25 protein-coding genes are annotated in these 21,464 nt (G+C 58.3%); 11 read left to right on the top strand and 14 right to left on the bottom strand.

Annotation, left to right across the window (positions count from 1 at the left end; all coding sequences use genetic code 11):
• Positions 1–29 precede the first annotated feature (29 nt).
• From fabG to AC1DZ5_RS14570, 13 genes are all read right to left on the bottom strand, one after another.
• Complete coding sequence (gene fabG, locus AC1DZ5_RS14630) at positions 30–749, bottom strand: 3-oxoacyl-ACP reductase FabG (RefSeq protein WP_477890263.1); 720 nt, start codon at positions 747–749, stop codon at positions 30–32.
• Between the two features lie 34 nt (positions 750–783).
• Positions 784–1,584 (bottom strand): beta-ketoacyl synthase chain length factor, encoded by an 801-nt coding sequence (locus tag AC1DZ5_RS14625; RefSeq protein WP_477890261.1) that lies wholly within the window; start codon positions 1,582–1,584, stop codon positions 784–786.
• Positions 1,585–1,680: 96 nt separating this feature from the next.
• Positions 1,681–2,373, bottom strand: coding sequence for a hypothetical protein (locus tag AC1DZ5_RS14620; protein WP_477890259.1), 693 nt, complete (start codon positions 2,371–2,373; stop codon positions 1,681–1,683).
• On the bottom strand, positions 2,357–4,711 hold the full coding sequence (locus AC1DZ5_RS14615; protein WP_477890257.1) for an MMPL family transporter: 2,355 nt from the start codon (positions 4,709–4,711) through the stop codon (positions 2,357–2,359). Before AC1DZ5_RS14615 ends, AC1DZ5_RS14620 begins: the two co-directional genes overlap by 17 nt.
• Complete coding sequence (locus AC1DZ5_RS14610) at positions 4,708–5,613, bottom strand: LpxL/LpxP family acyltransferase (protein ID WP_477890255.1); 906 nt, start codon at positions 5,611–5,613, stop codon at positions 4,708–4,710. The genes AC1DZ5_RS14615 and AC1DZ5_RS14610 overlap by 4 nt, the downstream gene beginning before the upstream one ends.
• Before the next feature lie 17 nt (positions 5,614–5,630).
• Complete coding sequence (locus AC1DZ5_RS14605) at positions 5,631–5,930, bottom strand: ApeI family dehydratase (protein WP_477890253.1); 300 nt, start codon at positions 5,928–5,930, stop codon at positions 5,631–5,633.
• A 1-nt stretch (position 5,931) separates the two neighbouring features.
• Positions 5,932–7,260, bottom strand: coding sequence for an AMP-binding protein (locus AC1DZ5_RS14600; protein WP_477890251.1), 1,329 nt, complete (start codon positions 7,258–7,260; stop codon positions 5,932–5,934).
• 14 nt (positions 7,261–7,274) lie between these two features.
• Positions 7,275–7,736 carry a hotdog family protein gene (locus tag AC1DZ5_RS14595; protein ID WP_477890249.1) on the bottom strand — a complete coding sequence of 154 codons (462 nt, stop codon included), beginning with the start codon at positions 7,734–7,736 and terminating at the stop codon, positions 7,275–7,277.
• Between the two features lie 40 nt (positions 7,737–7,776).
• Positions 7,777–8,970, bottom strand: a complete 1,194-nt coding sequence (locus tag AC1DZ5_RS14590; RefSeq protein ID WP_477890247.1) for a beta-ketoacyl-[acyl-carrier-protein] synthase family protein — start codon at positions 8,968–8,970, stop codon at positions 7,777–7,779.
• Positions 8,971–9,069: 99 nt separating this feature from the next.
• The gene (locus AC1DZ5_RS14585; protein ID WP_477890245.1) at positions 9,070–9,810 is read right to left on the bottom strand and encodes a polysaccharide deacetylase family protein; all 741 of its coding nucleotides are present in this window, start codon (positions 9,808–9,810) and stop codon (positions 9,070–9,072) included.
• Positions 9,811–9,914: 104 nt separating this feature from the next.
• Positions 9,915–10,520 (bottom strand): LolA-related protein, encoded by a 606-nt coding sequence (locus tag AC1DZ5_RS14580; RefSeq protein ID WP_477890243.1) that lies wholly within the window; start codon positions 10,518–10,520, stop codon positions 9,915–9,917.
• Between the two features lies 1 nt (position 10,521).
• Positions 10,522–11,166, bottom strand: a complete 645-nt coding sequence (locus AC1DZ5_RS14575; RefSeq protein WP_477890241.1) for a COG4648 family protein — start codon at positions 11,164–11,166, stop codon at positions 10,522–10,524.
• On the bottom strand, positions 11,163–11,450 hold the full coding sequence (locus tag AC1DZ5_RS14570; RefSeq protein ID WP_477890445.1) for a phosphopantetheine-binding protein: 288 nt from the start codon (positions 11,448–11,450) through the stop codon (positions 11,163–11,165). Before AC1DZ5_RS14570 ends, AC1DZ5_RS14575 begins: the two co-directional genes overlap by 4 nt.
• A 125-nt stretch (positions 11,451–11,575) precedes the next feature.
• Here AC1DZ5_RS14570 and AC1DZ5_RS14565 point away from each other — a divergent pair, with 125 nt between their 5' ends.
• From AC1DZ5_RS14565 to AC1DZ5_RS14515, 11 genes are all read left to right on the top strand, one after another.
• Positions 11,576–12,292, top strand: coding sequence for a phosphatase PAP2 family protein (locus AC1DZ5_RS14565; protein ID WP_477890239.1), 717 nt, complete (start codon positions 11,576–11,578; stop codon positions 12,290–12,292).
• A 19-nt stretch (positions 12,293–12,311) separates the two neighbouring features.
• Positions 12,312–12,899, top strand: coding sequence for a chorismate--pyruvate lyase family protein (locus tag AC1DZ5_RS14560; RefSeq protein ID WP_477890237.1), 588 nt, complete (start codon positions 12,312–12,314; stop codon positions 12,897–12,899).
• Between the two features lie 64 nt (positions 12,900–12,963).
• The gene (locus AC1DZ5_RS14555; RefSeq protein ID WP_477890235.1) at positions 12,964–13,245 is read left to right on the top strand and encodes a phosphopantetheine-binding protein; all 282 of its coding nucleotides are present in this window, start codon (positions 12,964–12,966) and stop codon (positions 13,243–13,245) included.
• Positions 13,242–14,309 (top strand): beta-ketoacyl synthase N-terminal-like domain-containing protein, encoded by a 1,068-nt coding sequence (locus AC1DZ5_RS14550; RefSeq protein ID WP_477890233.1) that lies wholly within the window; start codon positions 13,242–13,244, stop codon positions 14,307–14,309. The genes AC1DZ5_RS14555 and AC1DZ5_RS14550 overlap by 4 nt, the downstream gene beginning before the upstream one ends.
• Positions 14,306–14,908: a hypothetical protein gene (locus AC1DZ5_RS14545; RefSeq protein WP_477890231.1), complete on the top strand. Its 603-nt coding sequence runs from the start codon at positions 14,306–14,308 to the stop codon at positions 14,906–14,908. The genes AC1DZ5_RS14550 and AC1DZ5_RS14545 overlap by 4 nt, the downstream gene beginning before the upstream one ends.
• Positions 14,909–14,950: 42 nt before the next feature.
• Positions 14,951–15,958, top strand: coding sequence for a dialkylrecorsinol condensing enzyme (locus tag AC1DZ5_RS14540; RefSeq protein WP_477890229.1), 1,008 nt, complete (start codon positions 14,951–14,953; stop codon positions 15,956–15,958).
• Positions 15,948–17,081, top strand: a complete 1,134-nt coding sequence (locus tag AC1DZ5_RS14535; protein WP_477890227.1) for a beta-ketoacyl-ACP synthase III — start codon at positions 15,948–15,950, stop codon at positions 17,079–17,081. Before AC1DZ5_RS14540 ends, AC1DZ5_RS14535 begins: the two co-directional genes overlap by 11 nt.
• A complete protein-coding gene (locus tag AC1DZ5_RS14530) occupies positions 17,081–17,476 on the top strand; it encodes a DarG family dialkylresorcinol biosynthesis protein (RefSeq protein WP_477890225.1) in 396 nt (131 codons plus the stop codon). Before AC1DZ5_RS14535 ends, AC1DZ5_RS14530 begins: the two co-directional genes overlap by 1 nt.
• Positions 17,473–18,465: a BtrH-related acyltransferase DarH gene (darH, locus tag AC1DZ5_RS14525; protein WP_477890223.1), complete on the top strand. Its 993-nt coding sequence runs from the start codon at positions 17,473–17,475 to the stop codon at positions 18,463–18,465. The genes AC1DZ5_RS14530 and darH overlap by 4 nt, the downstream gene beginning before the upstream one ends.
• Positions 18,466–18,518: 53 nt before the next feature.
• On the top strand, positions 18,519–19,385 hold the full coding sequence (locus AC1DZ5_RS14520; protein ID WP_477890221.1) for an ABC transporter ATP-binding protein: 867 nt from the start codon (positions 18,519–18,521) through the stop codon (positions 19,383–19,385).
• Between the two features lie 2 nt (positions 19,386–19,387).
• Positions 19,388–20,548 (top strand): ABC transporter permease, encoded by a 1,161-nt coding sequence (locus AC1DZ5_RS14515; RefSeq protein WP_477890219.1) that lies wholly within the window; start codon positions 19,388–19,390, stop codon positions 20,546–20,548.
• Positions 20,549–20,590: 42 nt separating this feature from the next.
• Here AC1DZ5_RS14515 and AC1DZ5_RS14510 read toward each other — a convergent pair whose 3' ends face one another.
• The gene (locus AC1DZ5_RS14510; RefSeq protein ID WP_477890217.1) at positions 20,591–21,460 is read right to left on the bottom strand and encodes a class I SAM-dependent methyltransferase; all 870 of its coding nucleotides are present in this window, start codon (positions 21,458–21,460) and stop codon (positions 20,591–20,593) included.
• Positions 21,461–21,464: the final 4 nt, after the last annotated feature.

The following is a 21,464-nucleotide window of genomic DNA, read 5'->3' as shown; positions in this document are numbered from 1 at the left end:
ACGGATGGACCTGCCTGCCTGGGCGCTCATCACACCATCCCGCCGTTGACCGAGATCACCTGGCCGGTAATGTAGGCAGCAGAATCCGACGCAAGAAATCCGACCAACCCCGAAACATCTTCCGGCGTTCCTGCCCGCTTCATGGGCACCAGGTTGGCAATGGCCTTGCTGTCAAACACGTCACGCGTCATCGCCGAGCTGATGATGCCCGGTGCCACCACGTTGACGGTAATACCCCGCGTCGCCAGTTCCAGGGCGAGCGATTTGCTGGCCGCGTGCAACGCCCCTTTTGCGGCAGCGTAATTGGTCTGCCCGCGGTTGCCGGTAATCCCCGCAATCGAAGAAATATTGATGATGCGGCCCCAGCGACTGCGGATCATCGGCATCGACAGCGGCTGCGTGACATTGAAAAAGCCATGGAGCGATATGTCTATAACCTTGTGCCATTGCTGGCGCTGCATACCCGGAAACACTGCGTCGTCATGAATGCCCGCGTTATTGACCAGAACCTGAATGGGCCCGCTTTCAAGCAACCCCTCCAATGCCATTTGCGTAGCGTCACCATCGGCAACATCAAAACACACCGTCTGTGCCGAATGGCCCGCACGCAACAATTCGTCACACAGACTTTGCGCACCGACCAAGTTGGTGTTGGCGTGGACGATCACATGCATGCCATCTGCCGCGAGGCGGCGACAGATAGCGGCCCCGATGGCACCGCTGCCACCGGTTACAAGGGCACGTTTCATGGATGGCAACTCCGTGTGTGGTTCAGCACTAATTTCAAGCGACGCTGCTCACCTCGATGCAGAGCCCCAGCGTATCCAGATACTCCACCACCACAGAGCCGTTGCGGCCGTGCGCCAGAAGCTCCAGCAGCGGCAAGCAGCGGGCCACCGGAATCGTCAAACGCATGTGTTCAAACACGTCCTGCTGCATGTGCGTTGCGGGAGCGTTGCTCAATGACACTGCAAGACGGGTACGGCTTGCAGGCGTCTTGTGAGGGCTGAGGACCATGGCCACACCCATCGCATCCGGGATGGCGCGCAGGCTGCGGATCGGCGCGGGAAAAGCCGTGTCAAACGCCAGCAGCATGCATGGCTTGCCATTGCTCTGGATTTGCGTGGCAGCTTCTAGCAGACCCGCAGCAAATGTGGCGTCGTAGGTGTTCAGACTGGTACTGGGTTGCATGCAGCTTGTTGCGATGCTCCAATATCCGGAGGGCGCGTTGTGCACCGAATTGTGGAAGCGGGTCGGAGACATCGCACGGTCACTGGATGCCAGTGCTTCCAGGATCGCGTGGGTGTTGTCACAGTCCGCTTCTGTCGAAGAAAACACCGTAGCCATGGCGGCAACATCGGCATCTGCGTGGCGTGCGGCTTCCAACCCTATTGCCATGGACAGTTTGACCGGCACACCCACCCGGCGACGTTCGGCCGGCGGCAACTTTTCCGCTGTCGGCAATGCCGTGACCGCCGCAACATAAGGCGCTCGACCGGTGAGTACCTCACTGGCTTGCTCCCAACCAGACAGGCCCGGCCCCAGCAATCCGACACCGTCGAGGTAGAGGCTAATGGAGGTCATTTGCATTCATCAGGGGCCCGCATGAACCGAGCAGCCATGTCGTGTGCTTGTGCAATCTGCATTCCTGCCCTCCTCTGTTTAAATTGTGGACCGCGCCTATTGTAGGGGGCCACTCCCCGGCAGCCAATGCACAAGATCACGGTCCAGCCAGCCCTCCCACAGAGCTTTCCAGGTCGCCCAATTATGTTTACCAGGCAGCACGCTAATGCACTCGCTGGGCAACAAGTTGGAGATCAGCTTCTGCCCCTGCAGGAAGCGATCCTCGCTACCGGTACCGAAGTGCACGGGCATGATCCATATGTTCAGAGTGGACTGTCGGGCCAACCAATGCCACCAACTGCGCTCATCGGCGGTAGAGGGCTGCTGCTGACTCCAGGGGACGACACCACCGGCGGCGCGAATTTCGGCCAGCACATCGTGTGTGCCTGGATAGGGACTGAGCAAGTAGATGCCGGCGAGACGGCTTGCTCGTTGACCCGCATGTTCGGCCGCGTAAAGCAGCGCACTGAATGCTCCCAGCGAGATGCCAACCAGCCAGATCGAGTGATACCCAAGGGATTGCGCTGGTTGTATCACGGAGCTGTGCAACGCAGAAACCACAGTTTTTTCGAGCACATGCTGCCCGGTGACATCGGCAAGCCAGACATCCACCGGCAACTGGCGCCGCTGCACTGCGTCTACAAAACCGTGCTCGTAAAAGGCCTCGATGCTGGACAGCGCTGGGGGCAGCAACACCAGCAGCGTGTCACCGCGTTGGGATTGGACGTGGAGATCAGTGCGGATGCGCACCTACGCGCTCCCTGGTCAGTATGGCGGCAAAGACCAGTGCCAGAAAAGTTCCGGCCGCCACGGTGCTGCCAATAGCTGCCAGCACCGGAACATCGGAAAAGCCAAGCAGCCCAAAACTGCCCACCGCCGTCAAATTCGCGATCACCAATGAGACTTGCGTCTGCTGCCTGTCATGGGCCCCACCGCTCTGGGCGCCGCGGTCAAAGAACAACGCGTAATTGGTGCCTATGGCGACCACCAGCAGGAGGCCCACTATGTGCAGGATGGTGAGCGGAGTGCCATGCAGAAGCAGCCCTGCAACCACGCACACCACGGCACTGGCCAGCGGGGCTGCAACCCGTAGCGCCCGTGCCCACGAACGCAATGAGGCCAGCAGCAGCACGAAGATGAATAGCCCCCCCAATCCCGCCAGCCACAACACCTCGTGGCGATAGCCATCAAACAAGCTGCGGGATTCTTCAACCATGTCGATCACTGTCGCGTTATCCAGGCCCTGCATCCGCAGGGCACTGTGCACCACATCCAGCGGGATGCTCCCGACCGACGGACCATCCTGCATCGGATGCAGTGGCATCAGGACCAGGAAATCGGCTGAGCGCCTGATTAGCATTGAATCCACCATCATGGCTGCGGCGGTACCGTCCAGGTCCTTGCGAAGCAAGGGCGGGTGTTGCCGCGCGGTCTGCAGGTCTGCCAGAAAAGCGTCCAGGCGCTCCGCCCGCACCGGCAAGCCTTGCAACGCCTGCTGCAGTCTGGCGGTGGCCTGCATGGCGTCCGGCAATGCGGCCTGCCTTTCCTGTTGCAGGGCAATACTAGGAAGTACTGCGGCAGGCGAATTGAAACCGGCCATCACCTGTTTTTTGATAAGTTCCCGCAGCACCGCGCCAGCTCGTTCGGCCTGCTGCAAAGCGCGTTCCTGGTCCGGCGCCGTGAGCGCCATGATGTAGCGAGAATCGGTACCCCCCAGATCGCCTCGCAATTGTTCGTCCGCGCGTTGCTCCGATTTGGGAATTGGATTCAGGCCTGAGAGATCCCGGTTCCATACGTTGTCGTCGTAGCTGTAGATCGTGATGCATGCCAAGGCAGTCACCACGACCAACAACCACCGCAATCCGGCCGCGCGCCCAAGCATTTGGTCCAGACCAGCGGCGACTTGGTTCATGTCGCGCAAAGCCAGTTTTTGCGGGGTGAGTACCGGCAGCACATAGCGTGTGACCAACACGGCGGCCACCAAACCAGCGATGGAGTACAGCCCAAGCTGCGCAAGTCCGGGAAAGCTGGAATACAGCAGCGCAGCAAAACCCACAATCGAGGTCAACATCCCCAGCCAGATAGTGCGCCAGAAATTGCGAGAAGCATGGGTGGCCGCGCGCTGAACGAAGAAGTAGATGGAATAGTCCACGGCCTCACCAATCAGCGTGGTGCCAAAACCCAAGGTCAGGCCATGCACTTGGCCAAAACCCAGACTGACAGCTGCAACGCCAGCCGCCACACCAGAGAGTACCGGCAATATACCCAGCACCAACAACCGCACGGAGCGGTACACCACAAGCAACAAGCACACCACCAGAATGAAACTGGCAGTGGCCAGGCGCGAAACTTCCTTTTCGATGGTATTGCGCGAGGAAGCCGAAGAAACGCCCGCACCGCTCATCACCAGGCGGGCGTCGGCACTGCGCCCCGGCAACGCGGCAAATGATGAGCGCACCATCTCCACTGCCTGCGACTGTGCTTCGGTATCCGATCCGGCTGCCCGTGTTAGCGCCAGCAGCAACGCACGCTGGCCGTCGCGAGAAGCCCAAACGCCCTCAACACTCTGTGGCTGCCCGGTGCCGGAGAATTGTTCCACCAGTTGCAGTGTCTCGCCAGTCGGATCGCGTGCAAACAACCGTTTGATACCCATGCCGGCGTCGCCGGACAAGGCGTCTATCGAACTGCTGATAGCGGCATGCAGTCCATCCACCTCGAACCGCGCAGAGGTGACCGCCGGGCTCAACAGATAGCGGTTGTCAAAAAAATAAGTGCGGTCGCGCTCCAGCGTTTCTTCTTGCCCATTTTGGACGCCGACAAACAGGCTCGTTTTTTCAAGTTCTTGGGTCAACGCGCGTGACAGACTTGCGCGCTCCGCCGCGCTGCCACCTTCTATGCCCACCATGATGAGTCGCGCCACGGCGCCATCGCGCAACTGGTCGATGAGCAGTTGCTGACGCGCGTTGGGCGTCTTTGGCATGAACGCGGACAGATCTGTGACGAAACGCGTTTGCATGATGACCAGCAGGCAAGCCAACATAGCTGCAAGCCAAAGGGCCAACGGCCATACCTTGGACCTGTTCTTCATGGTGCTGAATCCCAAAAATCAAAGAAGTTGAACCAGTTGTAGGGCGCTGCCCGGCAGTGACGCTCCAGCGCCGCCACGTATTTTTCCAAGGTTGCACGCACTACAGCATCACGCTGACTGCGCGGGACCGATCCGAAGTCCGCCAGTGGTTCGAAATGCAACGCGTAGCGGTTGCCTCCTCCATACAGCCCAATCATGAAATAAACCGGATGACCTAGCATGGCTGCCAGCCGGAACGGACCCGTCGGAAAGCGTGCTGGTGCGCCCAGAAATGGCAGCGTGATGTACTGGTCCGGGCCAGAGGCCCGATCGGCCAACACACCAACCATGCTGCCAGCCTCCAGTTTGTGGTGGATGGTCAGCATGGAATCCATTTGACCCAGCCCAATGATGCCAGCGACAGCTTGCGGATTGACAGCAGCCAGAGTGCGGTTCAGCCGCCGTGCATTTTCTGGATACATCGCGACGCACGACCGGAAATTATTGCGGCGGCCATGGTCCAGCAAGACTTCAAAACTTCCCATATGGGCACCGAACAACAGCATGCCCAAGTTGTCAGCCTGACATTGAATGACGGGCTCCGCTCCAAACACCTGAATGTCAAACAGGTCCGTTTGGTTGTTGAGCAGAAAAAACCGGTCGTGGATGGTGCTGGCAAATGCCAGGATGTTTCGATACCGGTCTGCCCAGGTGACAGGGCGTTGCAGCGCCCGCTCCAAATATTGGCGCGATGCTTTGCGCGCAGCAGGCGCGGCCAGAAGGAAATACAAAGCAATGCCATACACCACCACGCGAGACAGTCGGCGGCCACAGAGCAGCGACAGGTAGCGCATCAGCTGCAGCAAAAAGAAACTGCCGCGCTCCTCATGCTGCAGCCACGCAGGTTGATCCTGCGCCTGCATGTCCGAATCAGGTGTACTCATGGCGCAGAGGCTTGCAGTAGTGCAAAGCGACCGCTGGCAACCTTGCGCGTCGCGCTACGAATTTCAAACCGCACCGTTGTAGCGCCGACTTCGAAATCCAGTTCCAGTGTGTCAGCGGGTGTGGCCGGACAGCTGAATTTGGCCTCAGTCAGTGCCTGGAGGGGTTGGCCTGCGCGGGCTTCAATTGCACCTTGAGCCCAGTCCAGCAATACCACGCCTGGAACAATAGGGTGCCCCGGGAAGTGGCCAGGAAATGCGGGGTGGTCCGGGAAACACGGCAATGCGACGACTGGCATTTCAGACGTTCCCGGCAAAGTGTGTTGCGAGAAGTTCGGCCAATGTTGCGGCGGCAATTTTTCCGTTTGCGTCGCGCGCCAGTACATTAACAAACACGATTGGACGCGGAAGGAACACAGGATCCACATGCTGGCGCAGGGCGTCCAAAATGGTGGCGCTCCTCAGCCCTGGGGCAACCACAAAAGCCACCAGACGGGGCGATTCGTGCTGCGACCTGCCTTCGTGCATGCAAAACACACCATCGGACACACCAGGCAGACCTTGTAGCAGCTGATTCAGAAAACCCAGTGAGTTGCGCTTTCCAACAATGTTAATCATGTCCGAGTTGCGGCCCAGCAGCCGAAAGCGCATGGGGCTGATCAAGTCCACCATATCGTTGAGCACTTGTGGTGCATCGAAATGGTCGGCACAGGCGCGGGTTACATCCTTGTTCACTTCCAGTGTGATGCCCGCATAGGTCTCCCAGTCCGTGCCTTTGGTGGGGCGCCGAGTTGCCAATGCGCCCGTCTCTGTAGATCCGTAGATTTCTACCATCGGTGCCTTCAATTGGGCTTCCACCTCCTGGGCCAACTCCAATGACAACGGCGCCGTAGCCGAGAGCACGGCGCCAACCCGCGGCATCTCGATTTGTGCATCCACCAGCTTGCGCAGATGAAACGGTGTAGAAACCAACAGGCGAGGCTCCGGCAGTTCCGCCAGTGCACTGGCCACATCTGCCGCAAAAAAAGGCTGCGCGGCGCAGAACTGCCCACCACCAAAAATCGGCAGCAGTACCGTCGCTTCCAATCCAAACATATGCTGCGGCGGTACCGTGCCCAGTACCGTGCAAGGTTGCCCCACCGTTTCCCACATACGCTGCGCCTCGGCAATGGCGCACTTGACCATACGGCCAAAGCGCATGGTATGGGCCTGCGGCTTGCCTGTTGATCCGGAGGTAAAGATGCGCGCAATGGGCTGATCAGAAGGGATCTGTGGCATGACGTCCGTTATCGTGGGCGCAGAATGGTCGGCCTCAGCAACCGCCACGTACGGCATCTGCATCGGCACGGATGCATCCTGCTCGCCCACGCAAATGGCATCGGGAAAATCGGCAAACAGCGCGGCCATGTTCTTCGGAGCCGTAGAGTTTTGCAACAGACTCACGACGCCGCGACTAATGGCTGCAAACAATGCCACCGCGAACCAGTAACGGTCTTTGCAGAGATTGAACACGTGTCCTGTATCGGGCAGGCGTGCGGCCAAGGCCTGCACATCGGCCAGAAATTCAGCCTGACTGACCATGCGCCCGTTACGCCAAGCCAAGGTTTTGGTGCCGTTGTAGCCGGGCAAAAGAGGCAAAGTTGTCATGGATTTGGTGGGAGTGTTCCGGACGCAGCCGAGGGCTTGATCATGACGCTGGCACGGCCACACAGCAGCAAACGACCACTGCAATGGAGCGCAAAGTTATACAGCAGACTGACATCATTACCGGAGATACGAGTGGCCTGAATACATAGTTCGGCTCCCAGATCATCCAGTCTCGGCGTCCACCATTGCACATTGCGCACGCTGGTCAAGTAGCCCACTTCCGGAGTCTCATCTGATGTTGCAAGCAGTGCGCCATGCACCGCCATGGATTGCGCCGCATATTCAATACCTGCAACGATGGGTAATCCCGTGGCATTGCGCAGTGGATGGTCTGGCGCCGTGTGGCCCGTCGCTACGCAGACGATTTCCGTGTTGTCCCATCGATCTACCGCATGCAGCAAACACATGTTGCCTTGGTGCGGAATGTGGGCTTGAATCCAGTCGCGCCCCACTTTCATGGTTGCGGCACAGCAGTGCGCCTAAGCCGGGGCAACACGATCATGCCAAGCTCCTGGAAAACAAAAGACTGCAATTGCTGCCGCCAAAGCCAAAGGAGTTGCTAAGTGCATGCGCAAGGTCCCACTCCCGGTTCTTCAACAGGTAATTGCAGTGCAAATTGGGGTCAAGATTCATGGTGCCCACGCCTCCGGGCATGAAGCCATGGCGCAGTGCCAGCATACAAATCACGGCTTCCACAGCCCCTGCAGCACCCAACGTATGACCAGTGTGTCCTTTGGTAGAGCTGCAGGGCGTAATGCTGCCAAACAACGAGGTCACACCCTTGTCTTCGGCCGCATCGTTGCTAGGGGTTGCTGTGCCATGCAGGTTGACGTAATCAATGGCCTGAGGTGGCAGACCAGCCATATCCAACGCAGCCTGCATCGCCATGCGTGCACCCAAGCCCTCGGGATGTGGTGCCGACATGTGGTGTGCATCGCTGGATTCACCGACGCCGCTGAGCACAATGTCACCGGTTTGAGCCCGGTCGGCGCGTTCAAGCAGTATGAATGCGGCCCCTTCGCCAATCGATATGCCGTCGCGTCCGGCGTCAAACGGCATGCACTTTCGGCTAGACAACAGCTGTAGCGAATTGAAGCCGTACAGCGTGGTCAGGCACAGGGAATCCACCCCGCCCACCACCGCCGCATCGATCAACCCACAATGGATCATCCGCTGGGCGATGCCAAACACCTTGGCACTGGACGAGCACGCGGTGGATACCACGTTGGCCGGACCTTGCAGATCCACGTAGTGGCGCACGAAGTCCGCCACAGAAAACATGTTGTGCGTCTGGCGGTAGTTGTGGTGCATCGGCAAAGCACCACTAACCGGATCACGCTCGCGATAGGCCAGTTCTGAACTCAGGATGCCTGAGGTGCTGCTACCCAGGAACACCCCAACGCGCTTTTTGCCGTATCGGCGTGCGACGGCTTGCACGCTGTCCACAAAACCGTCCTGCTCAAGGGCCAATTGCGCCAAGCGATTGTTGCGGCAGTCGAACCCTGTCAGGTCAGCACGCATGGACACTGCGTCCACACCTTCGACCTCACCCAGACAGGTGGGCAGGTCAACCGTTTCCCACCTGCGCTCCTGCAGTCCGGTGCGCTGCGAGCGCAATGCGCTCAGCGTGTCTGCAATGCCGCATCCCACAGCGGTGGTGACAGTGAATGCATTGATGAGTAGTGGCTGCACAAGGAATTCGCATGATGAAACGCGGAAATTCTACTTGACTCAGATCTGGACATGAATTCAAAGTGGGCAGCAATACCTTCGCCTCCACCAGCCGCCGCTTCAGTCCGGCCTACACCCGTGAATCAACGTAACAGGGTTTAGTCCGCGCTCCCGTATGGCGTCCAGCAGCCGGGGAAGCACGGCAACCACCATGGCTTCACCAGTGCGTGTGCGTGCCGCATTGCCGTCATGCATCAACAAAATGTCGCCTGCGGCCAACTGGCGGGTCAGGCGTTCCAGCACTTTTTGGGGATCGCGCTCCCGGGTGTCGAAGCCACGACGGGTCCAGCTCGCCAACTGCAGGCCGGCACCATGCAGCACCGGGGCCAGGAAAATATTTCGCAATCCGGCGACCGCTCGGTAGAAATGCGGGGCTTCGCCGGTAATGCGCTGCAACGTTTGCTGCCCACCCAAAACTTCGCTGCGCCACCCTGCAGGCCCCGACAGTGAGCACAGGGTCGGATGGCGGGCACCATGGTTTTCGATGCGATGCCCGGCAGCAACCATTTCCCGGCACAACTCCGGGTATGCATCGGCGTGAGCACCTATGCAAAAGAAGGTGGCCCTGACACCATACCTCGCAAGGATTTCCAACACCTGCGGAGTGACCTCGGGGTCTGGGCCGTCATCAATGGTAATAGCGACCTCGCTCCGCCCTATTGCAGAGGGCAACCGTACAAGATTAGCCCCCATCCAGGTGCTGCGTGGCCACAGACCGGTGACCATCATCAACAGATGACTCAACAGCAGCGTCGCCGCGGCCCAGCGCCATTGTTGCGGCCAAATTACCAGCAGCACCATCGCAGCGCAATGCAGTACCAATTGGCCCCACAGAAACGGGGTTGGGCGCCACGGACCTAGGGTGGCAGAACTCGCTGCCTTGGCTTTGGCGGGGGGGGGCGTGCTCACGGAGCGGTGCCTCTGGAGATCGTCATTTCGAGGCGGTCCCCATCGGTTTGCTCAAAACTGATGGTTTTGACGTTTGCATCTGCACCACCGAGCTGAACCTTGCGCACAACCTTGGCCACTGCCTTATTCACCGGGGTCAATGTCAACAACCATTTGCTCTGTGCGCCACTGAATTCAACGGCATAGTTCTTTTCCAGCGCAACCAAATCACCGCTCAAGGTGCCACGAATGCTTTCGACCATGGCGGCAACTTCCGGATGATCTTGCAGACGCAAGTTGAACGGGCGCTTCTCATACATGTTGATGGTCAACTTGTCACCCTCAAGCAGCATGGATTCAAAGCGTGGTTTCAATGTCCGCTTCTCCAGTCGATCCGGCGCCTCGAAAGACAGCTCGCCAGAAGATTCCAGCGGCTTGTCCAGAAAGTTAATGAATTTTTTCTCGACGAAATTGGCTTTGCCAGACTTTTGCTGAGCCAGCAAACCCATTAACTCCTGCAAGGACCAGTCGGCGGCGTATCCGCTGATACTGGTGAAGAGGCCCACCAATGCAATGCAAACGATGATTTGATGCGACCAGCGCTGACGCACAGACGATGACATGTCAGCTCCGCTCGTAAGCCCGGTACGCCTGAACGATTTGCGCGACGCTGTAGTGCTCACGGTCAGGCAACATGCGTACGCGCACCAAGTATTCAATAACAAACATCAAGCCCACGGTCACAGGTGTCAACAGGTTGGCAAAGAAGGACCATACGACCAGTGGTGCCCCCCAAAAAAGCCCCACGGACAAAAGTGCACTGACGACAAAATAAACAGTCCACACCAACGTGACTTTCCACGTATAACGCATGTAAACCGGGTCGGCCGGACTGGGCAGTAAGAGGCGGGTAACGCGTGAACACAGTGCGTCAGCGTCGCCGCGGCCCAGCGTGCTTCCAAAGGTGATGGCCAGCAAGGTCATGGCCCCAGCATGTTGCGCAAAGTACAGCCAATTGACATGGTTGCGCAACTCATCAAGGTACAAGATCACGCACAGCGCCACTATGGCCAGCGCCGTCAGGGCAATCCACCGCATGCGGGAATGCCACGCGGCCAGTATGGCCATGGCCGATAGCGGAGCGACTCCCACAGCCAGCATCAACGGATTGGGATGTTTCTCAATAGTTAGCAGGTGGCTGAATGCCAAGTACGTGGCACCGACACAAGCCACCGCCACCATTGCTACCAACCGAGTAAAACGGGTCACTTGGTGCGCTTGTCTGCGATATGCGCGCTCAGGCTGCGGAGCGATTTAAAGACGATGAAGTTGTCCTCGCCTTCCGCCTTCATCTGAAGACCATATTGTTTGGATACAACCAGTGCGATTTCCAAAATATCGATGGAATCCAGCCCCAAACCATCGCCATACAATTCGGCCTCAGCTTCAATGCTTTCCGGTGCTACCTCCAAGTTCAGTGCGGAGACGATCAACTGTGCAACCTCGCGCTCAAGGTCTGCATTTGTTGAAGGGGCGCTGGATGAGTTAGTCATGTTATAAAAGATAAAAGCAGTACCAACTTGCGAGTCTGCCGGAGTTGCTGCACAACCAAGGTTGTGCACGCACGAAGAATACTTGCTGGCGCCAATGCCACAAGGACGTCAATCTAGGCATTTTAATGCAATCAAAATTTCCTCTGTGCCCTCCTGCGCTTGCGCCCGCCAGTCAGACTGCCCAATCCACTTTGGATTGGCGCACGATTTTTCTGAATGATTTTTGGTTCAAATTCTTCGGCACCGGAGCCTTCATATCGCTTTTCTTTTGGGCGTACCTCCATTTGCTGAAGAACCCCGCATTCCCCGTGCAGACCGTACCTCTCACCATGGTGGACCAGTGGATTGGTTTTTCGCCACTGGCGTTGATTCCCTATCTATCGCTTTGGATTTATTGCTCATTTCCGGTAATGTTGATGCCTGCGCGCAAACGGCTGCTGAACTTTGGCGTGTGGGTGGGCGCCATGTGCCTGCTTGCTTTGACAATTTTCTATTGGTTGCCGAACGCCGTCCCCCCTGCCAAGATTGACTGGGACTTGTATCCTGGAGTTGCCTTTCTCAAAAGCGTTGACGCGGCGGGCAATGCCTGTCCGTCGCTCCATGTGGCAACGGCGGTGTATTCAAGTTTTTGGCTGTACTGGTTGATGGTGGAGATGCGCATGAATTGGCGCGCCCAGACTATTCAGATGCTGTGGGGAGCGGCCATCGTTTATTCCACGATGGCGACCAAACAGCATGTGTCGCTGGATGTGTTCGCCGGCACCGTGCTGGGCGCCGCATTTGCAATAGCCAGTCGACGGTTGGACCGTAAATTGCAGCCGTTGCAGGCGGCCAGCCAATGAGAAGTTTTTTTGCAGAACGATGAATCCTCCGTACTTCCCTGCAATAGCGAATTGGCACTCCCATATCCACAAGCACGCTGTCTCGACGGAAATGCATGATTGGCTGACCAACCCACAGTCACTGACAATGCGCTTGGCTGCACGGTGCGAGCTATTCCGCGTACAGCGTCTGCAGCAGCAGATTGCGCCCTGTCTGTATGACGAGTTCCATGCCATTGGCTTGGCCACACGGGCGAATGCGGTGGAGCGCAACGTATTGCTGCGCTGCGACGAGGCTCCCGTGGTCTATGCACACACGGTATTGCCGTTGTCTGCAACCGGCAGCCAATGGCCGTTGTTTGCTGCACTGGGGCACAAATCTTTGGGCAGTATCTTGTTTCAAGATCCCCAAGTGACGCGGGGCCGTCTGGAATACGCGCAACTGCGTACCACCCACCCGCTGATGCGACGGATTTTTGGCATGCAATTGGTGAAGGCAGAAACGACCAGCCTATTCGCCAGGCGCTCCTTGTTTACACGACGTGGTTCCAGCCTGTTGGTCACTGAGGTGTTTCTGCCCGCGTTGTCCGCGCTGCCTCCGGCGCGTCACAATAGCGCCGCGCTATGAAATACGAGATTCTCCACCCCTGAAATAGCTTTTCTGGCGGCCTTGCCATTTTGGACTCAACTACATGAATGTACGCCTCGCGACACCCGATCCGGTATTCCTGAACGAAGTCAAAGAACTGTTGCTGCACGCTGTTGATGCCCGGGAGCCGAAGGAAGGCCTGAGTCCGGATGAGCCGCTGTTTGGACCGGAGTCGCGACTGGATTTGGACTCGCTGGACGGTTTGCAATTGTCCGTGGCCATCCAGAAGCAGTACGGCATACGCATGGCCGATAGCAAAGACTTGCGCCGCGCGTTGGCGTCGTTGACCGTACTGGCGAACTACATCGCGGCTCACCGCAAATGAAGCAGGTGTATCTGGCGGGTCGTGCGCTGGCATCCGCGTTGGGCCTGAATCTGGAACAGACACTGGCCCATTTGAATGAGGCCACGACACACCCCGTAGCAACCTATTCGCTGAGGGACCACGGCAGCGTGCCCTATCGGCGCATTCTCGACTCCGCGCAAGGCGGCTGGGACGCACGGGCACGGGCATTGATCACCCAAGTGGCTGCCGACGCGGGCGCCTCGCAAGCCAGGCATGGCGCCTTGTTCATAGCCATGTCCTGTCAAGACGGAGACTCTGCCGAACAACCCCAGCGCGACATGAACTTCCACGCACTGTCGCACCGGATTGGGGAATGGTTGAATTGGGCTGGCCCGGTATTTCTGATCAGCAGTGCTTGTACTTCTAGCATGCAGGCCTTGCTGAGTGCCACCGAATGGCTGCGCGCAGGGAATGCAACAGAAGCCTTGGTGCTGGGGATTGAGTTGGACAATCAGCTTACTTTGCCCGGCTTCTTTGCATTGCAGTTGCTTAGTTCCAGCCATTGCAAACCATTTGCATTGCAGCGGGATGGGCTGGTGCTCGGTGAAGCGGTTGCAGCACTGCGTTTGTCCACGGTGGAACCCTCATCGTGGGTGTTGCGCGGTGGCGCCAATGTGGTGGATGGCACCCAGCCAACAGGCGCATCGGTCCAAGCGGTGGCGTTGATGTGCCATCGCGCGCTGGTGGCCAGCGGCAAGAATGCTGCCGATGTGGATCTCATCAAAGTACAAGCAGCCGGCAGTCCCGGCAACGATGCGGTGGAGGCCAGCGGGTTGCACATCGCTTTTACCCGCATGCCCGCATTGCTCTCCCTCAAGCCTCTGATCGGACACTGCATGGGGGCCTCTGGTTCCGCCGAAATTGCACTGCTCCTGGAATGCCTGGAACGCGGATATTGGCCGAGCTTCGACAACGCGCCCGACCCGACGCTGGATGTCCAACTGGCGTCACAGGCACCTTTGCGGCAAAACTGCGTGCTGGCGACTATTCTTGGTTTTGGGGGCAGCCACGCTGCCGTCGTGCTGGAGCGCAACCCGTCATGAAGGTGTACCGCATCCGCGCACGCTGCGCTGCTCTTCCTCCGGCAGATTGGCGTGAACAACTTGCCATTCGCCTGGGTGGTCGGCCGCGGCGCCTGGGAAGATGGACCGAACTGGGCGTGTACGGTGCACTGGAATGCGTTACCAACGGTGGGGAAAGCACATTGGCGACACAGGCCGCCCTGGTACTCTGTAGCCAACATGGGCCAGCAGGGGCCATGCATGAGGCCTTGGCGCAGGCGCGCGAAAGCCTGCCGCTACCTCTGGCGTTTTTACAAACGCAACCCAGCCAGTTGCTGGCCGCTCTGTCGGCCCAACTGCGATGGTGCGGTGACGCACGCTTTGTCACCAACCCGAACCCGCTCACCGTACTGGCATTGGCATTGGTTATCGCAGACAGTCATGCGGACGGCTTGCTGGTGGGTTGGGTCAACGAACTGGACATTGAAAGCAGCTACTGGCTACGGCTTGAGCCGAGCACCGCCCCAGACGGCAACCCCTTGGCTGATTGGCAAGGAGCCAGCAACCTCACAAAGCTGGTGCAGGAGGCCAGCCATTTGCGGCTGGGGCCGTTGGGCGTAGAGGTTATCATTGGTTCATAAGCCGCCAATGCCGATCAAAGTGCTGGCATAGAAGTGACTTCAGTGCATTCATCTCGACATAATCATTACAAAGAAGATGCAGGGAGAGGGGGCGTCGTTTCCAGAACCAAACGGATTCTGGTGATCGCCTATTCCCAAACCGGGCAGTTGACGCGGATAGCCGAGAGCATCCTGGCGCCACTGCGGCGGGATAACGGTATTGAAGTGCATGTGGAAGTACTTCGCCCGTGCAAGGCATATCCCTTTCCTTGGTCACCGTTCCGATTTTTCGATGCTTTCCCCGAGTCGGCCCATATGGTGGGGCCGGCACTGGAGCCCTTGACGCTACGGGGCGATGAGGATTTTGATCTGGTGATCCTGCCCTATCAGGTGTGGTTTTTGGCACCATCATTGCCCATCACCGCGTTTCTGCAGCACCCACTTGCGCAGCGTTTGCTCAAGGACAAGCCGGTAGTCACCGTAATTGCCTGTCGCAACATGTGGATGTTGGCGCAAGAAAAGATGAAACTGATGCTATCGGTCTGTGGTGCTCGTCTTATTGACAATGTGGTGCTAATCGACCCCGGTCCGACTTTGACGACCCTGGTAACCACACCTTGGTGGCTGCTGACTGGAAAGAAGCGCTTGTGGGGACTACCGCCAGCCGGCATTGACGACGCCAGCATTGCGCAAGCGGCGCGCTTTGGCTATGCGTTGCGCGATGGCCTCCGCGCCAGCGCCGAGTGCGAACCAGGGCCGATGTTGCACGGACTCCAAGCTTGTGAGGCCAACCCTGGTTTGCTGGTCAGCGAGCGTGCTGGCACCCGCAGCTTTTATTTGTGGGGCAAACTGCTGCGCGCTGCCGGCGAGCCTCAAGCCCCCTTGCGCAAACCCCTGTTGTTGCTCTACATCATCTTCCTGATACTGTTGATCCTGACCGTGGTTCCACTTAGCCTGCTATTGCAGGCTTTGTTGCGACCGTTCATTGGGCGACGGTTGGCGGCTGTGAAGCGGCGCTACGAAATGCCTTCGGGGTCGGGCCATGAGCGAATGAGAACGTATGGCTCTTGATGTTTATATAACGGCAACCGGATCGTATTTGCCGCTGGCGCCAGTGGGAAACGACGAAATCGAGCAGGTGCTGGGCATGGTCGGTGGCAAGCCGTCCAAAGCCCGCCGTCTCATATTGCGCAACAATGGCATTCGGCAGCGCCACTACGCTCTGGACAGAACAACCGGTCAAGCCGTTATGACCAATGCCCAGATGGCGGCGCGAGCCATCGAGAATCTGGGCCCCATAGGCAAGGTGGACACGTTGGCGGCAGCCACCTCCTGCCCAGATCAGCTGATGCCGGGGCACGGCGTTATGGTGCATGGTGAATTGGGTTGGCCCCACCTGGAGGTGGTGTCGCTGGCCGGCATTTGCGTTTCCGGCATTGCCGCCTTCAAACATGCCTGGCTGTCGATACGGGCGGGTGAAGCAAAACGCAGCGTGGCAGTCGCCTCGGAGCTAGCCTCGCTGGGCTTGCATGCGCGCAACTTCGACGCCGAGTACGAAAAGAACTCCCAGGACCTGGAAGGCCGCCCGGAGTTGGCTTTTGAAAAAGATTTTCTGCGTTGGATGCTGTCCGATGGCGCTGGCGCAGTGATGCTGGAAAACGCTCCGAGCGAAAAGTTGAGCCTGCGCGTGGAGTGGATTGAGTTGTCCTCGGCTGCGCATGAGTTGCCCGCCTGTATGTACTGCGGCGCAGACAAGAGCGAAAACGACGGTTTGATCGGATGGCAACAGTTCAATCATGAGGATCGCGCCACACGTTCCGTATTTTCAATCAAACAAGATGTGCGCCTGCTCAATGAACATGTAGTGCGCAGCACATTGACGCAGCCGCTGCGCGCACTGATCACCAAGCGCAATTTGCACCAGCGTCGTATCGACTGGTTTTTGCCGCACATGTCGTCGAACTACTTCGCCCGACCCATAGAACAAAGCTTGGCGGAGTTGGGCCTCGATATTCCGCGCGAGCGCTGGTTCACCAACCTGACAGAAAAAGGCAACACGGGGTCCGCATCTCCTTTCATCATGCTGGACGAATTGTTCCGTAGCGGCCGCCTGAAGCGCGGTGACACGCTGCTCCTTTTCGCGCCGGAAAGCGGGCGCTTTTCCAGCGGCTTTGTTTTCATGGAAGCAGTCTGATGAACGTCTCCGATGTACCGCAGGAAGGTAATCGTACGCTGGGCAATCACCGCAAGGCGCTCTATGCAAAGGACGCCAGTGGACGCATGGTCCTGGTGGCTTCACGTGGCTCGGAAGTCGATGAAACCGTCACCCTGCAAGCGGTTGAACGGCTGCAGACTTTCGCCGAAGATGCACGCAAACGCTGCCTGGCCGGGCAGACAGCCCCGCTGGAATTCTGGATGTGGGCGCAGCGCATGGATTTGCCATTGTTATCCCAAGTGACGGGCATCTGGCAATGGCGCATCCGCCGTCACCTGCGGCCTCACACCTTTGCCCGTCTTTCGCCGAAGCTGCTGGAGCGCTATGCCCAGGCGCTCGGTTTGCGTGTCGAACAACTACTACAACTGCCATGAGCGTACCTGCTCCCGTCTACCAGCACCATCACGCGGCCCACTGCGAGAGTGGGGTGGCGTCAAACATGCTCAGGCACTGCGGCGCAAATGTGTCGGAAGCCATGGCCTTTGGACTTTCCTCGGCTTTGTCGTTTGCCTACCTGCCGTTTGTGAAGCTCACCGGCTTTCCACTGATCGCCTACCGCATGCCACCAAAGTTCATCCTTAAGGGCTTACGCAAACCTTTGGATGTGCAGCTGCATTTCGAGACCTTCCGCAACGCTGAGAAGGGCCGACTTCGACTCGATGAGTTGCTGGACCAAGGCAAGGTGGTTGGATTGCAGACCTCGGTCTATTGGTTGCCCTATTTTCCGCAAGACATGCGCTTTCACTTCAATGCCCACAACCTCCTGGTTTACGGCAAAGAAGGGGACGAATATTTGATCAGTGATCCGGTCGCGGAAGATCCCCAGCGCTGCGCCAGTGCCGACTTGCAGCGCGCGCGCTTTGCCAAAGGGGTACTAGCCCCCAAGGGGCTGCTGTATTACCCGGATACGCCAGGACGCATGGATGTCACCCGTGACGCCGTGCGCCGGGCCATTGTCAAGACCACACGCATCATGCTGGGACCGATTCCCGTCATAGGGATACGCGGCATGCGCATGCTGGCCAACAAGATTGAGCGTCTGAGCGCAAACGAATACGGCATGAACTATATCGGCCACATCGTACGCATGCAGGAGGAGATTGGCACGGGTGGTGCGGGTTTTCGCTTTTTGTATGCCAGCTTTCTGCAAGAGGCTGCGGCCGTCTGCGCGCAACCAGAGCTGGAACAGCTGGCAGACCGCCTCAATGCGATTGGCGACGACTGGCGTGGCTTTGCACTACACGCCGTTCGCATGATCAAGGGCCGCGATCCCGTTGATTTTCCCGCGCTGGCCACCGCGCTGCGCACACTGGCAGACCAGGAAAAAGAGTTCTTTCGCGCACTGCGCAAAGCCGTCGCGTAATGTTGTCTATACGGGACCTGGGATTTCGCTATGCGACTGCCACGACGTCGGCCTTGCAACAGGTCACGTTCAGCGCAGCGCGTGGTGAAGTGCTGGGGTTGCTCGGACCCAACGGCGCTGGCAAGACCACGCTGATTGCGCAACTCGCCGGCATGCTGGCCGTGCAACAGGGCCAGATCGACATCGATGGCCTGCCCTTGCTGCAATTGCGTCGGTCACGCCCAACCGTCATCGCCATTGCGCCGCAGGAGTATGCGTTTTACCCCAGCTTGAGCGTTCGCGAAAATCTCGACTGTTTTGCCGGTGTTGGCGGACTGCGAAGCAGCGTCAAGAGGCAGCGGATCGACGAATGCATTGCCATCGCCCAACTGCAGAGCTACACCATAGTGCAGGCGCAGAGGCTGTCCGGTGGGCTCAAGCGCAGGCTGAACCTCGCCATCGCCCTGCTGCACAGCCCCGATCTCATCCTGTTTGATGAACCGACCGTGGGCGTTGATCCACAATCGCGCGCTTTTCTGCTGGACGCCGTCAAACAGTTGGCGCGCAAAGGCAAGGCGGTGATCTATACCTCGCATTACATGGAAGAAGTGCAGGCCATTGCCGACCGCATCGTGATACTCGATCAAGGACGCGTGTTGTGCCAAGGTACGCTGCAAGATTTGCTTGTGGGCCCGACCACTCTGTATGTCGAAGTTGACGAGGACACCGCACAGGAGCAGTTGGTGCAATTGCTTGCCAGTTTTGGACCGACCAACACACAAGGTCGCGGTGTGTTGCTTGCGGTAAGCGATCAGGAGCGATTGCCAGAGTTGCTGCGCAGCATTGCCGAAACCGGACGGAAGTTGCGCCAGATTCGCTACGGCCAGACTGACCTGGAACAGTTGTTCATGTCGCTGACCCACAGATCACTCCGGGACTGAACATGTTTCTTGCCCTTGCCAAAAAGGAATTGCTGGCGCTGTCGCGCGATCTGCACGGATTGGCGGCCCTGTTCCTGATGCCCATGGTGTTCATCATCGTCATGTCGATGGCCCTCAAAGACGTGTATTCGCCAAGGGTGCAGGCATTGCGCTATGCGGTGGTCAATCTCGATCACGGACCAAAGACCGAAAGCCTGCTCGCAGCATGGCGCAAAGAACACGGTGCGCCCATCGCATTGCAAGACAACTGGCAAGACGCGCTGCGCGCCGGTGAACTGAAATACGTGTTGCAGGTAGACGCCCACTTTGCCCAAGCGCTGGACGATGCGCCGGAAGGAGAAGAGGGGAAGAAAGTGCATCTCTTTGTCGAACCGGGGCTGGACCAAGGACTGTTTGAAAGTACCCAGGCCAGCCTGATGATGCACGTGGCGCAATTGCGCACAGAAAGCATGCTGGCGCAACTCAAGGTCGAGGGCGACCTTGCGCAGGCCAGTGAATCTCTGTTCACCAATACGCTGGTGACGGCGGAGCGTGCCGGCAAGAACGTGCGCCCCAGCTCCGTTCAGCAGAGCGTGCCAGGCTGGTTGGTGTTTGGAATGTTCTTTGTAGTCGCATCCATCGCAGGCCTGTTTGTCGAGGAACGCAGTTGCGGCGCGCTGGCACGCTTGCGCAGCCTGGGGGCGTCTCCCGCAACCCTGTTGGCCGCAAAAGTAGCCCCCTACATGTTGGTCAACGGGATCCAAGCCGCCTTGATGTTGTCAGTAGGCGTGTGGTTGATGCCCGTATTGGGTGGCGACGGATTATCACTGCAGGGCATTGGTTGGAGCGCATTGGTACTGGTGTTGATGTCCATCAGTGCCGCCGCCGTAAGTCTGGCTTTGGCCATTGCCTGTTTGGTGCGCACCCATGCCCAAGCCGCCACGCTGGGGCCCATCCTCAATGTCCTGATGGCGGCGCTGGGTGGCATCATGGTGCCCCTGTTTGTAATGCCAGAGGTGATGCAACAGATCGCCGTCTATTCGCCCATGAATTGGGGCCTGGAGGCGTTGCTTGATGTGCTCTTGCGTGGCGCAGACGTCACTGCGGTCCTTCCACGGGTGGGACGCTTGTGCGGATTTTCGGCGCTCATGTTGTCCGGCGCCTACTTGTTGTTCCGACGCTAAGTCCCTTGGGAACTGTTCAGAATCCCCTTCAAGCCTCCGCGGCTATTCCAACGCACAGGGCGTGGAATAGCCGCCCAACTTGAACCAGCCCGCCAAGCTGCGGAAGTTGTTCTGCTGCAAAGTCGACAGCCTGGAGAACTGCTGCTTGGCGCGTTGCAAGGTTGGAGCATCCAGCGGTTGACTGCGCTCGCTTCTGAGCACCACCATAAATGGTGCCAGCGACGTTACATGCCGCTGCATGTCTGCCCGCAACGGCGCTGCCGCCTCTGACAGCTCGGCCACACTAAAGGCCGCTTTCAGTGAGTTGTGATAGTCGTCAGTGAATTGCGCAGATTGCCCCAAGTCATTGGCAAAGAAATGCTGTGTGCTGCGCAACTTGAATCGCCCGAAGTCCACCAGATAGAACCGCCCTTGGGGTTTCAGCACCCGACGAATCTCCTGCATCGCCACCCTCAAAGCTGCCAAATCCGGCAAATGGTGCAGTGACATGGTGCAGGTCACACAATCCACACTGCTATCGGCAAGGTTACTCAGGCGCGTAATATCGCCCTGCTGCAACGCTACATTGCAAATCTCGGCGCGCTCCAGCGCGCCTTGCGCGTACTGCAGCATACTGGCGGAAGCATCAATGCCAACAAACTGCACATCAGGATTCAGGCGCGCCATCTGTATCAACTGATTGGCTGGTCCGCATGCCAAGTCCAGCACGCAGTCCCCCGGTTGCAGCAACGTGGTGATCTGCAACGCATTGTACAGATACAGAAAGGCAAGCACCCCATCCTGCTCCCCCGCCAGGGCAAAGGCTTTGGTCTGCGCCTCACTTTCCATCACCAGATTAGGCTCCGGCACCCGAGGCAGGCGCCCCCAGTACATGCGTTCTCGCAGCAAATGCATCAAGACAGTGGCGGACATGGTC

It is taken from the genome of Rhodoferax sp. P1_F3, from assembly GCF_056405715.1.
Note: the sequence above shows the minus strand (reverse complement) of the source record. Positions and strands in the feature narration are given on the sequence as shown.

Excerpts from the sequence above, each read along its gene's own strand:
- fabG (WP_477890263.1), bottom strand. The coding sequence starts at position 749 with ATGAAACGTGCCCTTGTAACCGGTGGCAGCGGTGCCATCGGGGCCGCT.
- AC1DZ5_RS14625 (WP_477890261.1), bottom strand. The coding sequence starts at position 1,584 with ATGACCTCCATTAGCCTCTACCTCGACGGTGTCGGATTGCTGGGGCCG.
- AC1DZ5_RS14615 (WP_477890257.1), bottom strand. The coding sequence starts at position 4,711 with ATGAAGAACAGGTCCAAGGTATGGCCGTTGGCCCTTTGGCTTGCAGCT.
- AC1DZ5_RS14610 (WP_477890255.1), bottom strand. The coding sequence starts at position 5,613 with ATGCAGGCGCAGGATCAACCTGCGTGGCTGCAGCATGAGGAGCGCGGC.
- AC1DZ5_RS14605 (WP_477890253.1), bottom strand. The coding sequence starts at position 5,930 with ATGCCAGTCGTCGCATTGCCGTGTTTCCCGGACCACCCCGCATTTCCT.
- AC1DZ5_RS14595 (WP_477890249.1), bottom strand. The coding sequence starts at position 7,736 with ATGAAAGTGGGGCGCGACTGGATTCAAGCCCACATTCCGCACCAAGGC.
- AC1DZ5_RS14585 (WP_477890245.1), bottom strand. The coding sequence starts at position 9,810 with ATGGTGCTGCTGGTAATTTGGCCGCAACAATGGCGCTGGGCCGCGGCG.
- AC1DZ5_RS14580 (WP_477890243.1), bottom strand. The coding sequence starts at position 10,520 with ATGTCATCGTCTGTGCGTCAGCGCTGGTCGCATCAAATCATCGTTTGC.
- AC1DZ5_RS14570 (WP_477890445.1), bottom strand. The coding sequence starts at position 11,450 with ATGACTAACTCATCCAGCGCCCCTTCAACAAATGCAGACCTTGAGCGC.
- AC1DZ5_RS14565 (WP_477890239.1), top strand. The coding sequence starts at position 11,576 with ATGCAATCAAAATTTCCTCTGTGCCCTCCTGCGCTTGCGCCCGCCAGT.
- AC1DZ5_RS14560 (WP_477890237.1), top strand. The coding sequence starts at position 12,312 with ATGAATCCTCCGTACTTCCCTGCAATAGCGAATTGGCACTCCCATATC.
- AC1DZ5_RS14555 (WP_477890235.1), top strand. The coding sequence starts at position 12,964 with ATGAATGTACGCCTCGCGACACCCGATCCGGTATTCCTGAACGAAGTC.
- AC1DZ5_RS14550 (WP_477890233.1), top strand. The coding sequence starts at position 13,242 with ATGAAGCAGGTGTATCTGGCGGGTCGTGCGCTGGCATCCGCGTTGGGC.
- AC1DZ5_RS14545 (WP_477890231.1), top strand. The coding sequence starts at position 14,306 with ATGAAGGTGTACCGCATCCGCGCACGCTGCGCTGCTCTTCCTCCGGCA.
- AC1DZ5_RS14535 (WP_477890227.1), top strand. The coding sequence starts at position 15,948 with ATGGCTCTTGATGTTTATATAACGGCAACCGGATCGTATTTGCCGCTG.
- AC1DZ5_RS14530 (WP_477890225.1), top strand. The coding sequence starts at position 17,081 with ATGAACGTCTCCGATGTACCGCAGGAAGGTAATCGTACGCTGGGCAAT.
- darH (WP_477890223.1), top strand. The coding sequence starts at position 17,473 with ATGAGCGTACCTGCTCCCGTCTACCAGCACCATCACGCGGCCCACTGC.
- AC1DZ5_RS14515 (WP_477890219.1), top strand. The coding sequence starts at position 19,388 with ATGTTTCTTGCCCTTGCCAAAAAGGAATTGCTGGCGCTGTCGCGCGAT.
- AC1DZ5_RS14510 (WP_477890217.1), bottom strand. The coding sequence starts at position 21,460 with ATGTCCGCCACTGTCTTGATGCATTTGCTGCGAGAACGCATGTACTGG.